Source organism: Kribbella sp. NPDC049584 (assembly GCF_040675555.1).
GTDB lineage: Bacteria > Actinomycetota > Actinomycetes > Propionibacteriales > Kribbellaceae > Kribbella.
In genome coordinates, this window is sequence record NZ_JBFAPF010000002.1 from 500,777 (window position 1) to 514,616 (window position 13,840).

General features: G+C 66.9%; 12 protein-coding genes. 9 read left to right on the forward strand and 3 right to left on the reverse strand.

Features of this window, described 5'->3' with window-relative positions:
- Nucleotides 1-87: 87 nt before the first annotated feature.
- On the reverse strand, nt 88-963 hold the full coding sequence (locus AB0J62_RS09200) for an aldo/keto reductase (RefSeq protein ID WP_363866317.1): 876 nt from the start codon (nt 961-963) through the stop codon (nt 88-90).
- A gap of 767 nt (nt 964-1,730) precedes the next feature.
- Here AB0J62_RS09200 and AB0J62_RS09205 point away from each other — a divergent pair.
- From AB0J62_RS09205 to AB0J62_RS09240, 8 genes are all read left to right on the forward strand, one after another.
- Nucleotides 1,731-2,693, forward strand: coding sequence for a conjugal transfer protein (locus AB0J62_RS09205; protein ID WP_363866320.1), 963 nt, complete (start codon nt 1,731-1,733; stop codon nt 2,691-2,693).
- 49 nt (nt 2,694-2,742) lie between these two features.
- Entirely contained in the window at nt 2,743-3,030 is a 288-nt protein-coding gene (locus AB0J62_RS09210; protein WP_130446998.1) for a hypothetical protein, read from the forward strand.
- Nucleotides 3,030-3,593: a hypothetical protein gene (locus tag AB0J62_RS09215; protein ID WP_363866325.1), complete on the forward strand. Its 564-nt coding sequence runs from the start codon at nt 3,030-3,032 to the stop codon at nt 3,591-3,593. Before AB0J62_RS09210 ends, AB0J62_RS09215 begins: the two co-directional genes overlap by 1 nt.
- Nucleotides 3,590-6,991: an ATP-binding protein gene (locus AB0J62_RS09220; RefSeq protein ID WP_363866328.1), complete on the forward strand. Its 3,402-nt coding sequence runs from the start codon at nt 3,590-3,592 to the stop codon at nt 6,989-6,991. Before AB0J62_RS09215 ends, AB0J62_RS09220 begins: the two co-directional genes overlap by 4 nt.
- Nucleotides 6,988-9,015, forward strand: coding sequence for a hypothetical protein (locus AB0J62_RS09225; RefSeq protein WP_363866331.1), 2,028 nt, complete (start codon nt 6,988-6,990; stop codon nt 9,013-9,015). The genes AB0J62_RS09220 and AB0J62_RS09225 overlap by 4 nt, the downstream gene beginning before the upstream one ends.
- A gap of 150 nt (nt 9,016-9,165) precedes the next feature.
- Nucleotides 9,166-9,945, forward strand: a complete 780-nt coding sequence (locus AB0J62_RS09230; RefSeq protein ID WP_363866334.1) for a hypothetical protein — start codon at nt 9,166-9,168, stop codon at nt 9,943-9,945.
- A gap of 15 nt (nt 9,946-9,960) precedes the next feature.
- Entirely contained in the window at nt 9,961-11,106 is a 1,146-nt protein-coding gene (locus AB0J62_RS09235; protein WP_363866337.1) for a hypothetical protein, read from the forward strand.
- A 251-nt stretch (nt 11,107-11,357) separates the two neighbouring features.
- On the forward strand, nt 11,358-12,194 hold the full coding sequence (locus AB0J62_RS09240) for a M48 family metalloprotease (RefSeq protein ID WP_363866340.1): 837 nt from the start codon (nt 11,358-11,360) through the stop codon (nt 12,192-12,194).
- On the opposite strand, the gene AB0J62_RS09245 is transcribed toward AB0J62_RS09240, so the two are convergent.
- Both AB0J62_RS09245 and AB0J62_RS09250 read right to left on the reverse strand, forming a co-directional pair.
- Nucleotides 12,086-12,439, reverse strand: a complete 354-nt coding sequence (locus tag AB0J62_RS09245; protein ID WP_363867724.1) for a crosslink repair DNA glycosylase YcaQ family protein — start codon at nt 12,437-12,439, stop codon at nt 12,086-12,088. The genes AB0J62_RS09240 and AB0J62_RS09245 overlap by 109 nt on opposite strands.
- A gap of 186 nt (nt 12,440-12,625) precedes the next feature.
- Nucleotides 12,626-13,189, reverse strand: coding sequence for an alpha/beta hydrolase (locus AB0J62_RS09250; protein WP_363866344.1), 564 nt, complete (start codon nt 13,187-13,189; stop codon nt 12,626-12,628).
- An 82-nt stretch (nt 13,190-13,271) separates the two neighbouring features.
- Here AB0J62_RS09250 and AB0J62_RS09255 point away from each other — a divergent pair, with 82 nt between their 5' ends.
- Nucleotides 13,272-13,727 carry an Lrp/AsnC family transcriptional regulator gene (locus AB0J62_RS09255; RefSeq protein ID WP_363866347.1) on the forward strand — a complete coding sequence of 152 codons (456 nt, stop codon included), beginning with the start codon at nt 13,272-13,274 and terminating at the stop codon, nt 13,725-13,727.
- Nucleotides 13,728-13,840: the final 113 nt, after the last annotated feature.

A 13,840-nucleotide genomic window follows, 5' to 3' on the forward strand; every position in this document is an offset into this window, starting at 1 on the left:
GCCCGCGACAGAGCCCGCCGGTCAATGTCGTACGCCGTACGACATTGACCGGAATGCGGAGTCTCGTATGTGACCTGGGCCACGTTGTCAGATGGGGGAATCCACGAAGGGTGACGCGTAGTCCTGCACCTCACCGAGAATCGAGGCGGCCGCCTCGGGTGTCAGGTCGGCGCGCTCGCGCTCTGCAACAATCATTTGTTGCAGCAGCCGGGTCTCACCCGCAGTAGCGAGGCCGGTGATCTCCGGGTGACCGTTGAGCAGCCAGGCGGTCGCGGCAGTGATGTACCGCTGCTCGTCGAACGGCCGGTACCACGTGTCGTACGCCTTCTCCTCGCCGTCCTGCCAGTTGCGGCGGGCGATCATCTTGATCGTCATCAGCGCCGCGTCCGACGCCTTCACGGCCTCGACCAGAGCGGCGTAGTCAGCGGCGTACTGCGGATCTGTCGAGAGCTTGTAGTTCAACGGGGTGAGCACGCTGTCGAAGTCGAACCGGCGCAGACCCTCGGTGTGCACCGACGGCGCCTGCTCGGTGTGGCCGGTGATGCCGATCGCCCGGACCATGCCTTCGTCCTTGGCCCGGATCGCAGCTTCCAGCGATCCGCCCTTGCCGGTGACGAGATCGAGGTTCTCGAGATCGCAGACCGCGTGCATCTGAATCAGATCCACATGGTCGGTCTGCAGCCGCTCCAGTGACCGGTTGATCTCGCTCCACGCCTCCTCGGCCGTCCTGCGGCCGGTCTTGGTGGCGAGGAAGATGCGGTCGCGGATCTCCGGCATCCGCGGCCCGAGCCGCAACTCGGCGTCGCCGTAGTCCGCGGCCACGTCGAAGTGGTTGATGCCGGCATCCAGAGCTTCCTGGATCGAGGCATCGGCCCGGTCCTGGTCGACTCCGCCGAGCGACGCGGCGCCGTAGATCAGTACCGAGCTCTGGTGTCCGAGTCTGCCCAGTCGGCGAGTTTCCATCCTGGTCCTCCAGGGGGTAGCAGGGTCACTCCGACCCTATGCCCGGAAGCGTCTCCGGCAAGCGGTTGTCCACAGGCGATTTTGACCCCCTCGCCACGGGAGAGTTTTCCACAGGTGAATCGCCGGATCGGTTACTATCTGTGATCAGTTGGTGCATTCTTTACCATGTGGTTGTTCGCACGGATATTCGAAACCTGTCCACGGCCTGTGGCAGGGTGTGCGCTGCCCAGTCGACCCGAACGGTCATGAGAGAGGAGCTATGACGACGGTGCCGAAGGTGTCACTCTTGGCCGGTAAATGTGACGGTGGGGGTGACACTGCCCGCGACCGGGGTAACAGTATGGCTGCGGGGAGCGATGGACCATCCGGATCCTGGGCTCAGGTCTCCCGGAGGACGGTTGCTTGCCGTATCCTCCCGGCTACTGTCCGCGTAACTGCTGTCTGAGGGGCGGGTAGGGATGAGTTGGTGGCGAACTGCACTGAATCTGCCGCCAAAAGGTGAGCATTGGTCGGACCAGCGCCGGACCAAGAAGCCGGGCAAGGGACGCCCGCAGAGCACCGCGCCGGAGTGGTGGGACCACCCCAGTGGCCCGGTGTCACCGACCCCTCGCCAGGCGCAGGGCGTAGCGGCGCAGTATTCCGCTCCGCAGCCGCAGGGACCGCCTCCGCCCGGTGGCGTGATGGCGCCGCCCCGGCGGCCGGCACCGCGTCCTTCGGGGCCTGCGGACGTGCCCCATCAGGACCCGGCGCACCGCACACCCGAACGTTTGAAACAGCGCTCCCCGCACGGCACTCACGGTGCGCACGCTGCGCCGGGTCCGGCCCGCGAAGTGCTGGAGCCTGGACAGACGCCGTGGTCGACCGAGCCGGAGTCGTCGTTCTCTACGTGGGCAAGGCGATTCTTCCGCGGTCTCGTGGTCGTCGTACTGCTGCTCGCCGCTATCAGTGGCATCCGCTCCTGGATCAGCCCGAACCGGGCACCGCAGACCGTCGTCAGCGGGCAGAGCAGCTTCCCCGCCGACGAGTCACGCGCAGTCGCGACGCGGTACGCCGTTTCGTACCTGACGTGGGACGAGGACAACCCGGACGCTCGTCCGGCCCAGATCGGTCTCGACCTGGCGGCCGGACTGGACAGTCGCGCGGGGTGGAACGGTCGCGGCAAACAAACGGCTGATGTTGCGTACCCGGGAGAAGTCACGGCCGACTCCAACGGCCTGACCGCCGTCGTGGATGTCCGGGTCCGCGTGCACACCTTTGCTCGGCAGGGCAGGGGCTGGAAGGCCGGACCGGTCCTCTGGGAGCGCATCTCGGTCCCGGTCGTGCGGACCGCGGCCCGAGTCATCGTCAGCGGGCCGCCGACCTTCGTTCCCGACGTGCGGGCCGCGCTGCCCGACAACATGCCGGAGGCAGGCGTCCCGGACGACGACCTGACCGACGCGACCCGGAAGGACGCGGAGGCGTTCTTCGGCGCGTATGCCGAGTCCGACAACAAGGTGTCGGCGGTGACCGCGCCCGGCTCGACCATCCGCAGCCTGAACGGTGCGGTCAGGTTCGGCGAGCTCAAGGATTGGCAGGTCTACACGGGCAACGACGACGAGCGGCGGGCGACCGCCGCCGTCACCTGGGACGGGGCGGGGGACACCACCCTGGACCAGACGTACACGCTCACGTTGAGGCGTACTGTCGCCACCGACGGAGCACAACGATGGCAAGTGGCTGCCGTCGGATGAATCCAGCGACTGGCCATCGGATGACCGAGGCAACAAGGGAGACACCGCAATGATGACGCACGAACTGGCTGCGAGCGTGGTTCAGCTTGCCGTGCCCATGGCCGACCCCAACGTCCCTACGGGCGCGGACTTCAAGGACTGGGTCCTGGTCATCGCGGGGAACATCTTCATCGCGATCCTCGTGTTGCGTGCCATCGGCCACTACTTCAAGCGCGAGTGGGGCGAGCTGTTCGGCCACATCGCGGCCGGGGTGCTGGTCGGCGGGCTCATCTACGCCAACAACCAGACGATCAACGTGCTCAAGGGCTTCTGGGGATTGCTGTCCGGAGGTAATTGATGCGCGTCGGCCGTACCCTCACTCACCACTTCGAGATCGAGACCCGGCAGTACGACCTGCTCGGCATCGACCTCGGAGAAGGCGCGCGCCGGCGGATGATCATCTTCGGTGCGGTGATCATCGTGCTCTGGATCGCGTTGCTGTTCCCGTTCATCGGGGTGCCGAAGAAGCCCACGGTCAGCCTGTACGTCGTTCCGCCGTTCGTGATCACCGCGTTCGGCTGGCGGCCCGGCAAGTTCCACGAACGTCGCCGCCGGGTGACCGAGTGGGCGCTGGCCGTGCGGTACGCGTTGCGTGCCCATCGCCCGATCATCGGTCTCGGCGCGCGGGCCGCCGACAAGACGGAGTACCTGCCGTGGCGTGAGCGCGTCGCGACCCGGAAGGTGGCCGACCTGGCGAAGGCCAGAGTGACGCCGGAGTGGGAACGCGAAGTTGTGGTGGAGCTCGATCCGATGGTCCGTTCGGGTGCGGACATCATCGTGAGCCAGCGGGCGCGCCTGCTGGGTTCCGATCACGTACAACGGGTGAGTCGCAGGACGTCGTCAGGGAAGGGCCGCGAATGAAGATCGCTGACAAGCTCCTGAACCTGGTGGGGGTCGGCCGCGAGCGCGGCCTGCCGCCACCTCGTCTTGTTGCCATCGCCGACGGCCTGCTCGTGACCGAGCGAAGTGCCGAAGCGTGGTTCCTGATCTCGGTGGCGAACACGGACCTGGCCACCGAGTCCGAGCAGGACGCGGCTCTGGATGCGGCCGTCAGCGCCGCGGCGACGATTCTCGGCGACAGGCTCAGTCACCTGAAGGTGGTGTGGGGCCGGTCGACCGGTCAGGACTACATCGACTCGATGGCCGGCCACTACCGGCTGGGCGATCACGAGGCATGGGCGCAGACCCGGGCGGACCGGATCGACGAGATGCGGATGCCCGAGCGGTACGTCGCCCTCGGCGTACATCTGAGTGACCGTGACCCGCGGGCGACCGCGCAGGTGCGAGGCTCGATCAGCGACGCTCTTGGTACGACGTCGTGGCGGGTCAGTGCGCGTGAGCTCGCGCACCTCGACGAGCGGGTGCGCAAGCTCGCACGTCAGCTCGGCTCGACGGTCTGGCGGGCACACACCGCGCCCGCGGAAGTGATCTCCTGGCTGATCAGCCGGGAGATGCATCGCGGGGCGGTCGCCGCGCCGCGGCGTGGTCTGATCACGGGTGCCTCGCTGGCTCGGCTCACGTCGGGGCGCGTGGTGCCCTACACCGATCACCTGCGGATCTACGACACGCGTGGCCAGATCGCGGCGTACACGACTGTTCTGGCGATGACCGACTTCCCCGAGGAGCTCGAGACGCCGGGCGCGGGGGAGTGGCTGCGGACGCTGTCGGAGATCAAGGCGATCGACGACGACGGCGAGGAAATCGACGTCACCGTCGAGGCATCCGTCCGTTTCCGCGTGCTGACGAAGAAGACTGCGCGCCACCTGGTCGACGAGACCCGGAAGAGCGCGAAGGAGCAGCGCCGTTCGGCCGCGAAGGGTACGGCGGAGGAGACCGCCGACGAGATCGTGGAGACCGAGCGTGTCATGCGTGAGGTCAAGCGCGACATCAACCGAAGTGGTCTGACGCTGGTCGAGGATCACCCGCGGTTGCTCGTCAGCGCGGACACGCGGGAAGACTTGGAAGCCTATGTAGACGCGGTGATCGCGCACTACGCCGACCGTGGCATCACTGTGGCCGCGGGTGCTGACGAGCAGCGCGACCTGTGGCTGGAGTCCTTGCCGGGCGACCAGTTGCGTGTGCCGGACCTGGGACATGTGCGGGAGTCGACCGCGTTCTTCGGGTCCTGGTTCTGGGGCGGTGCGTCGATTGGTGACGCGACGGGTCCAGCTATTGGCTATCTGACTGGCTCGACGCCTGGTCTGGTGCGGTTCGACGCAGCTGCCGGTTCTGCACTTGGTGACGCGACGACGACGCTCTTCCTGGGCCGGTCTGGTCGAGGCAAGACGACTGCAGCAATGCTGGGCGGTCTGGACTCCGCCTTCGCCGGCGCTTGGGTGCCGTTGCTGGACCTGAAGGGCGATGCCGCGGGTGTATCCGCCGTCGCCGCCGAGTACGGCGTACCGACCGCTGTCATTGAGATCACCGCGCAGTTCTCCGGTGCTGCGGATCTACTGCGCGTGCTGCCCGTTGACGATGCGCTGCTGCAGGCGCCGTCGCAGCTCATGCTTCTCCTGCCGCCGCATCTGCGCGGTGCCGCCGAGGCGCCGGTGATGGCGGCCACCCGCGCCGAGATCCAGTCGCCCGATCCGTCGTCGTGGGGTGTCATCCAGCGGCTGTGCGCTTCCGACTCGGAGACCGTCCGTACGGTCGGCTTCGCGTTGCGCGACCTGGTCGAGACCGGCCTCGGCTCGGTCGTCGCCGGCCCGCCCTCCGGCCTTTCGTCCCTGACAACGAATCCGGGTCTCTGGGTCGTTCAGATGCCGGGCCTCACGCTGCCGTCGCCCGAGTCGGCGCCCGAGTCCTGGTCCCCGATCGAACGCGTCGGCATGGCCTGCCTCCGCGGCTGCCTCGCCTGGATGGTCCGTACGACGGGCCGCCGCGAGTTCCGCGGCCGCTCCAAGGTCGTCATCGTGCCCGAGGTCCACCTGCTGACGAAGACCCCGGACGGCGCGTCCTTCCTCGACTACATCGCTCGTGTCGGCCGTGCGCTGGGTGCCTCCCTGGTCCTGGACACGCAGGACCCGGCCAGCATCTTGAAGCTGCCTGGTCTGGTCGAGCAGATCACGACCCTCTTCGCGTTCAGCCTGCGTTCCCGCGAGCAGGTCGATTCGCTGCTGGAACTGCTGGGCCGGCCACAGACCGCGCCGTACCAAACGCTGGTCCGCGGCATCAACACCGCCGCCAACGGCAAATCGATCCGCCACGGCCACTGCATCATGCGCGACCGCTGGGACGAAGTAGCCACCGTCCAGATCGACATCCCCAGCCAACGCGTAGCAGCCCTCCTCCGCACCACCCCCGAATCCGAACACGCCAACACCCCCGCCCAACCAGCCCTCCCCACCGCACCCCCCGAAGACCCCTTCGCCGAAGACGAAGACCTCTTCGAACCAGCCGCCACCGCCGCCGCCCAATCCGAAGCCCACACCCAAGCCCCACCCACCTACGCCGGCCCTCCAGCCGCGCCTAATGGCGGCGGGTCGTACGGCGGTGCTCCGGCTGCCTCTAACGGCGGTGGATCGTACGGCGCTGCTCCGATCGCGTCTAACGGCGACGCGGCCTACGGCGGCGCTCCGGCTGCCCCGAATGGCGAAGCGGCTTACGGCGGCTCTCCGGCTGATGATGCGGCTTATGGCGCCTCTCCGGCTGCCCCGAATGACGATGCGTACAGCGGCGCTCCCGCTGCGCCTAACGGCAATCCGTCGTACGCCGGCGGCGGTCCGGCCGCGCCGAACGGCAACGGCTCCTACGGCGGCACCCCCGCCGCGCCCCAGAACGGCGGACCTGCGACCCCGAACGGCACTGCCCCCGGGACCACAGCACCGCAGCAGCCCACTCAGCCCGCTGCGCCCCCAGCCCAGCAGCCAACCGCCCAACCGACGCAGCCAGGCGCATCTGCCCAATCAGCGACGGCACCACAAGCGCAGTCTGGTCCCCCCGCCTCCGGACCGACCTACGCCTCCACAACAACGACGCCCTCGCATGCAGAGGAACCCGCGCAGGTCCCGGTAGCCCAGCAAAACGGCCACCCACCAACCCCCAACGGCCAGGGCCAAGATCTCGAAAACGGCCACACCCAGCCCACCGGCCAGCACCCCCAGCAGTACGACCGCCGCACCCTCCGCCACGATTCCCCGATCGGCCCCGACGAGGTCTACGACCAAGAAGCCGACGAGGCCGCCTACAACGAAGCCATGTACCCCGCCCACCCCGACGACCCAGACCGCCCCACCGGCAACAAGGAGCACGTCGCATGACGTGGCCCCGCCGCCTCCGAACCGCGGCCACCGTCCTCTCCATCTCTTTCGTGATAACAGCCCAGGTCGCCCTGGCTGCCGACCCGAAGCCGACGCCTACGACACCGACCGGCTTTGGCGATCTCCTGCCAACTCCCGACCTGACGCATGGCGACACGCGGACGTTGTTCGAGCAGTACGGACCGATGGTCTACGGGCTCGACTTCGAGAAGAGCATTCGCGACCCCATTGAGGCAGTCTTCAACGGGTACGCGCACATGGTGATGATGTACATCGTCGCTATCACGCGGGGTGCGATCTCGGTCGGTTGGTGGTTGTTCTCATTCACCGATGTCAAGCCACTGACAGAGGCGACATCGACGACCATTGGCGCATCAAGTACTCAGTTGGTCGGATGGCTGCTGCCGTCAGCACTTGCGTTCGGAGCGGTAGCGGCGTACACCCAGCGTAAGACCAGCGGTAGTGCGATGGGGCAGTTGGTCTGGGTGTTCGTCGCAGGCGTGCTCAGCGTCAGCTTCGCGCTGGCGCCAGGAACTTGGCTGCGCGGTGTCGACGGCGCTCGCCAGCTGGGAGCCGACGCCATCATGTCGACCTCTGCTGACGCCATGGGCCCGACCATGCAGAATCCGTTGCCCTGGCCTGAACCTGGGTTCACAGGTACCTCCAGGGATACGTTGTTGAGGAAGTCGGCGGACGCCAGCTGGCGTGGGTTCGCGGTTACGCCTTGGTGTATCGCTGAGTTCGGCTCCCTGGAGGCCTGCGGTCGATACGGCAAGGGAATGCTGGACGCCGGCACGGACGCAGACGCGCGGTCGAAGTACATTGACTCCGTTATCGCTCCCGCTGAAGGTGGCGATGACGCGCCGACCGTGAAATGGGTCAAGGGTGACAACGCGTTCGGACGAATCGCGGTCGTAATGCTCGCGGCGATCGCGGCCACCCTGTTCGCGTTCCTCAACATCTCCTTGGCATTCACGGCACTGATGGCGTTTGTTGGGTGCTTGCTGCTGCTGGTCGTAGGAGTCTTCTTCGCTTGCCTATGGATTATTCCGGGCAGGCCGAGACAGTGGGGACTCAACTGGTTCGAAGCTTTGGTGGGCCTCGTTATCCAGTCTTTCCTCGCAATGTTGGTGTTCGGAACCGCGCTTACGCTGGTGACGGCAGTCTTCAGCCTTACCGGCGTGCTGGGATGGCTTCCTGTGTCGGGTCTGGCCATCGCAGTTCTGATCGCAGGCTTCAGATTGCGCCGGTTGCTGGACAACCTCACCTCGATGATGCGTCCAGGCTCAGGAAGCATTCTGCTCGGCGGCCTTGCGCGCCGGGGTGCGATGGGCGCCTTCAAACGAATTGTCGGCTCAATGACGAGTCGCAATGCTGCGCCGGCGATGACGGACCGGAGACGGGACCTTCTCCGCGCAGGAGAGGGTGGAGCGCAGCGGGTCTCGTCGGTGCGCGTTTATCGACAGGCTCCCGTGGTTGGTTCTCTGGCGCGGGGTTCGGGCGGCAGTTCGGCGCACGAGCTCACCTCGGGCGCAGCCGGACGCAGGATGGATGGTCCTGCAGGGAGTCCGGGTGGATCTGGTCCCGGCGGTCAGCACGCGGCGGCTGCGGGGGCGGCTACCGGTGCAGCTGGTCGGCTCGCGTCTGCGGCCAACCCGACGCGCACGAGCTCGGGCCTCAACCTCGCTCGCGCGCGTTCGCAATCGAGGGACGCCGACAAGCGTCCGACTATCACCGTCACCAGTGCGGGAGTCGGAGCGCCGTCCAACTCCTCGTCGGGTGGAGGACGGCGAGCTGCCGGTGACGCGCAGAAGGCTCGTCATTCGCGGCGGCCTATTCCGGCGCCTTCCAATGATGTCCGCTACGAGCCGCGTGCCCACACGCACTCCGCGAGCCTGCGCGAAGGTCCGCCGAAGGGACAACGAGTACGACGGAAGGCGTCGACCTCGCAGCCGCGGAGGTTCCGGGAGTACTCGGCTGTCACCAAGGACGGCGTGACGGTGCACGTGCCGACGCGTAGGTGATGCCGGATGGCCCGGAAACCACGATCGCCGCACGACCGCCGCGAAGGAGCAGGTCAGTCGCGGCATCGCGCACCTGACCCGAGCGGCTCCGAAACGGACCCACGGGACGGTCGGCCGCGCCCGGATGCCCCCGAGGGCTGGCGTTCGCTGATGAGCAACGACTACGACTACCCGGAGGAGTTGGACGAACTCCACGGTCGCGACCGACGTCGTGCGAAGAAGAACTGGCGCCGTGACGATCATGCGCAGCGCATGGCGTGGCTGCGTAATCAACGCCAGGCTGAGCCGACCAGCCCTGCGGCGATCGTGGTCCTCGTCGTCGTCCTGGCCGTGATCATCCTCGGTGTAGGCGGCGGATTGCCGCGACTCCTTGGCGGCAAGAGCAAGGACGACGGATCCCCGATCAGCTTGCTGACACCTGGCCGCTCGGTCGTACTCCCGACGGCGCCTTCGACCCAGTCGAATCAACCCGTCGCTCCCACGAGCTCTGACCTCACAACCCCGCCGCCCCAGACTCAACGACCCGCAGCCGAGGTGACAGCGCTGGCAACCGATGTCGTCGGCGCATGGGCGCGAGCCTTCTACACCCGTGACCCGGCAACCGAGTCGTACTCCGAACTCGTGGCGAAATGCGCGAAGTACATGACCGAAGAGGTCGCGTCGAGCTTCACCGCTGCGGGCGATCCGACGTACGAAGCGCTCAAGAGCGATGGCGGTAAATCGACGGTCCTCGCAGCTCCGGTGACTGCTCCGCCGGCAAATGCGCAGGCTCCGGTCGACACTCCCAGCCGCATCACCCGTTTCGTCAAGGTCACCATCAACGTCACCGGCAAACACGCCCAGCGGTTCGACCTACCTCTGCTCATCACGCTGGCGAACCAGAACGGTCAGTGGGTCATCAGCGACGTGTCCGGCGGTACGGGACCGTGACGGCGGGGGGCTGCGATGTTCGACGAGCGTGATCTCGGTCGTGGGCTCCTGTCGGTCGCGACGCGAGGATGGTTTGCCAAAGGCGCGGCCGCGCTTGCCGTCATTGGAGTCGCAAGCCTGCTGATGCTTGCTCCCTTTGGTGGCGGTACGACGAACCAGGCTGCCTGTCCCGCTGGGATTCCCGGCCAGCCCGGCGACCCGAAGGCCAGCGGGCCACTTCGCGGCACGCAGATCGCTTTCGCCAAATTGATCGACAGTGTTGCGGTGCAACGAGGTCTACCTGGGAAAGCGACGCTGATCGCGTTGATGACGGCATTGGTGGAGTCGGATCTCCAGAACCTCACCTATGGTGACGCTGACTCGGTCGGTCTGTTTCAGCAGCGGCCAGCGGCAGGGTGGGGTTCGCGGCTTCAGATTTTGAATCCGCGGTACGCCGCCAACGCCTTCTTCGGCGGGTCCCAGGCGCCGGATCCGCCCGGCCTCGTGGACATCAACGGCTGGCCCTCGATGGCGCTCGGTGATGCTGCTCAGGCAGTCCAGGTATCCGCGTTCCCCGACAGGTACGCCGTACGCGAGCAAGAGGCCCGCGACATCGCCTCCGCAGCCGGCATCGATCTGACCAGAGCTGGGAACCCGTACGCCGGTCGCACCGGCGCGCCGGCCGGCGGGTCAGTCGTCGATGGAGTGCAAGGCGACGACAACTGCGGTCAGTCGGGCGGACTGACCGCAGGCAAGCCGGTCAACGGCGTCTGGCCAGAGCAGAAGGCGACCGTCACAGACCCGACCGGTACCGGTGGGTTGGTGACGCCGCGTACGGCGGCCTGGGTCGCGGCGGCGCGGAAGAATCTCGGCAACCTGAGCATGAGCTGTTGGGACGCGCACGCATGGAACCCGACCAGCGACCATCCTCGCGGCCTGGCATGCGACGTCATGGTCGGCACGGACGCCAGAAAGTCCGCACCCGCTCGCGCCCGAGGCGACCAGATCGCGAACTGGGCCGTGACCACCGCCGCCCAGACCGGCGTCCACTACGTCATCTGGTACGGCAAGATCTGGTCCGCCCGCCGAGGCACCTGGATCCCCTACAACGGCGGCGGCGTCTACAACCCCACCGACGCCACCGGCGGCCACTTCGACCACGTCCACGTATCCCTGTACTGATAATGGACGCGCCCAACTCGCCCGACCCTGATGAGGAGAACCCCCGGATGGCTGGCCCTGGCGATCCCAACGATCCGAACACTGTTTGGGGTCACGATGCCGGGCAGCAGCCGCCGGCCGGTTTTGGGAGTGCCGCACCTCCACCACCACCACAATCCTGGGCGGAGCTCCCGGCGGGACCGTCGGGTTCCAGCGGCGCGCACCAAGCGCGACGAGTCGAGGTGTCGACTGCGTCACTCTTGTTGTCAGCCGTGCCCTGGTTCTTCTGGAGCTTCGCTGTTGTTTCGTGGATCGTCGGAATCATCGGGTTCGGCTGGGGCTGGTTGCTTGTTCTCGTCTGGTTTGCATCGGGCGCAGTTGTCCTCATCCGACCGGTAGAGGACGCGCTCGCGCGGTATCTCTTCCGCCTGCGTCAGCCGACACTGATCGAAGACCAGCGGTTGCGCCCTATCTGGCGTCAGTTGGCTGACCGGGCCGGAATACCGGAGAACCGATATGCGATCTGGATCCAGGAGTCGGACGAGCCAAACGCCACTCCGACGCCCGGGCACATCATCGCCACCACTCGATGGGCTTTGTACACGCTGCCGCCGTCACACCTAGAGGCGACGCTGGCTCACGAGCTGGGCCATCATCTGGGTGGCCGTGACTGGCTCAGCCTGTTGAGCTTCTGGTACTCGATACCTGCGCGCTGTGCCCTGATCGCTGTTCGTGCGCTGGGGCGCTTGATGCGCGCCGTGCCCGCAGTTGGATGTGTTGTCATCGGATTCGTGCTGCTCGGGTATCTAGGAGTGCTACTGGCGGTCCTGACGTTCGACGACAGCCTGACGCTCCCGCTGCTCTTCTTGACTCCACTCGTAGCGCCGCCGATCCTTGCTTGGCTGAGCCGGCGCGAGGTCCTTCAGGCCGATCGCCGGGCCGCAACCATGGGCTACGGGGCCACGCTGATTCAGGTTCTGTATGGCTGGCAGTTCCAACATCAACACGCTCTCGGGCGTGACGCCAGCCGCCGTTCGCACTTCATGGCGAGTGCACCTTCGCTCCCTGAGAGGGTGCGCGCCCTCGAGCAACTACAGCAGCGCCCATAACGCACGACACCCCGCGCTGAGCGCCTCCTCCTCGATCCGCCTGGCGTGGGAGAGGAAGAGGTTGTCGTATTCGGGGAGGAAGCGAGTGGGGGTTCGATCTCGGGCCAGGTGGGGCTGGATGAGGGGCGGAACGCGGGGAAGTCGCGGCTCGAGAGCAGGTGGATGGTTGCCCGCATCAACGAAGCGCGGAATGGCTGGCGGTGCTCGAGGGGTTTGACGAGCTCGGCCGGCTGGAAGGCGTTCAGCTGGGTTCAGGGGCCGACGTGCGGCGCTAGCGGGACTGGGCCGCGTGCCGGGCGGGTGTTGGTCGCTTCGAGGGACGTGCCGTTCTAGCAAGCATTGGCGGTTGAGCGTGGCGCGGTTCAGTGACTGCAGGCTCAGCCTTGTGGCGACGGGACCTCTCGCTCCCACGGTGGGGGAGGAGGTAGCGGTCAGAACTTGTCCGGATCGATGCCCAGGCCGGCTGTGAAAGCGGTGAGGAGGTGGCGGCCGGTGGGCCATGTGTCGAGGTTGCTGGCGGTGTTCAGGTGGCCTTGGTGAGGGAGGGGGATGTGGGGGGTGGACCAGGACTGGGCTAGGTGGGTGGCGGCGGTGGGGGTGCAGTAGGGGTCGTTGGTGCTGGTTATCAGGAGGGTGGGGACGGGGAGGGGTCGGGCGTGGAGGGAGGTGAAGGTCGGTAGGAGATCTGCGGGGAACGTGGGGGCTTGGGGGTCGGGAGGGGCGACCAGGAAGGCGCCTCGGATGCGGCGCGGGGGTGGCGAGTGGGTGAGCCAGTGGGCGATCGCGTGGCAGCCGAGGCTGTGGGTTACGAAGATGATGTCGTCGGTCGCGCTCTCGACGGTTCGGGTGATTGCGGCGGACCAGTCGGTGAGGTCGGGGGCTGACCAGGAGGAGGGCTGGATTCGTGCGGCGGGGGTGAGCCACTCGGTCTCCCAGCGGGACTGCCAGTGGTGGGTGTCGGAGCCGTTGAGGCCGGGGATGATGACGAAGGTCATGGACTCTCCTCTGCAGGTGGACGCCTGCCATCATGGAGGAGTCATCGCCGTACGGCGCCGTGAACTGATGAAACGAAGGTCGATGAGCGAGGCAACGACTGGTTCATTGGACGCGATCGACCGGGAGATCCTGGCGATCCTGCAGACCGACGGCAGGCTGAGCGGGGCCGATATCGGGCGGAAGGTGAACCTGTCGCAGCCCGCGGTGTCGGCGCGGATGCAGCGGCTGGAACGCTCGGGCGTGATCACCGGGTACCGCGCGGTCGTCGACCCGGCGAAGGTCGGGCTCAACATCCACGCCGTCGTACGGGTCCGGACCACGCACGCCCGGATCCCCGAGTCGCTCGAGTTGTTCGCGACGTTGCGGGAGGTCGTCGCGACGTACCGGCTGACCGGTGAGGACTGCTTCCTGCTCGACGTTCACGCGCCTGACGCCGGCCGGCTCGAGCAGGTGGTCGACGTGATCGGTCGGCTAGGACCGGTGAGCACCTCGCTGGTACTGCGTGAGTACCCGCCGAAGCCGCTTGCTCTCGGCTGACAAGGATTTCCCTTGCCGCCGTGAAATCCGCGGAATCGCGCGGAGTTCTGCTTCCCAGGGAGTGGTGCGCCGAACTAGGGTTCGACGGACCGTAGTGGTTGCGTTACGCAACA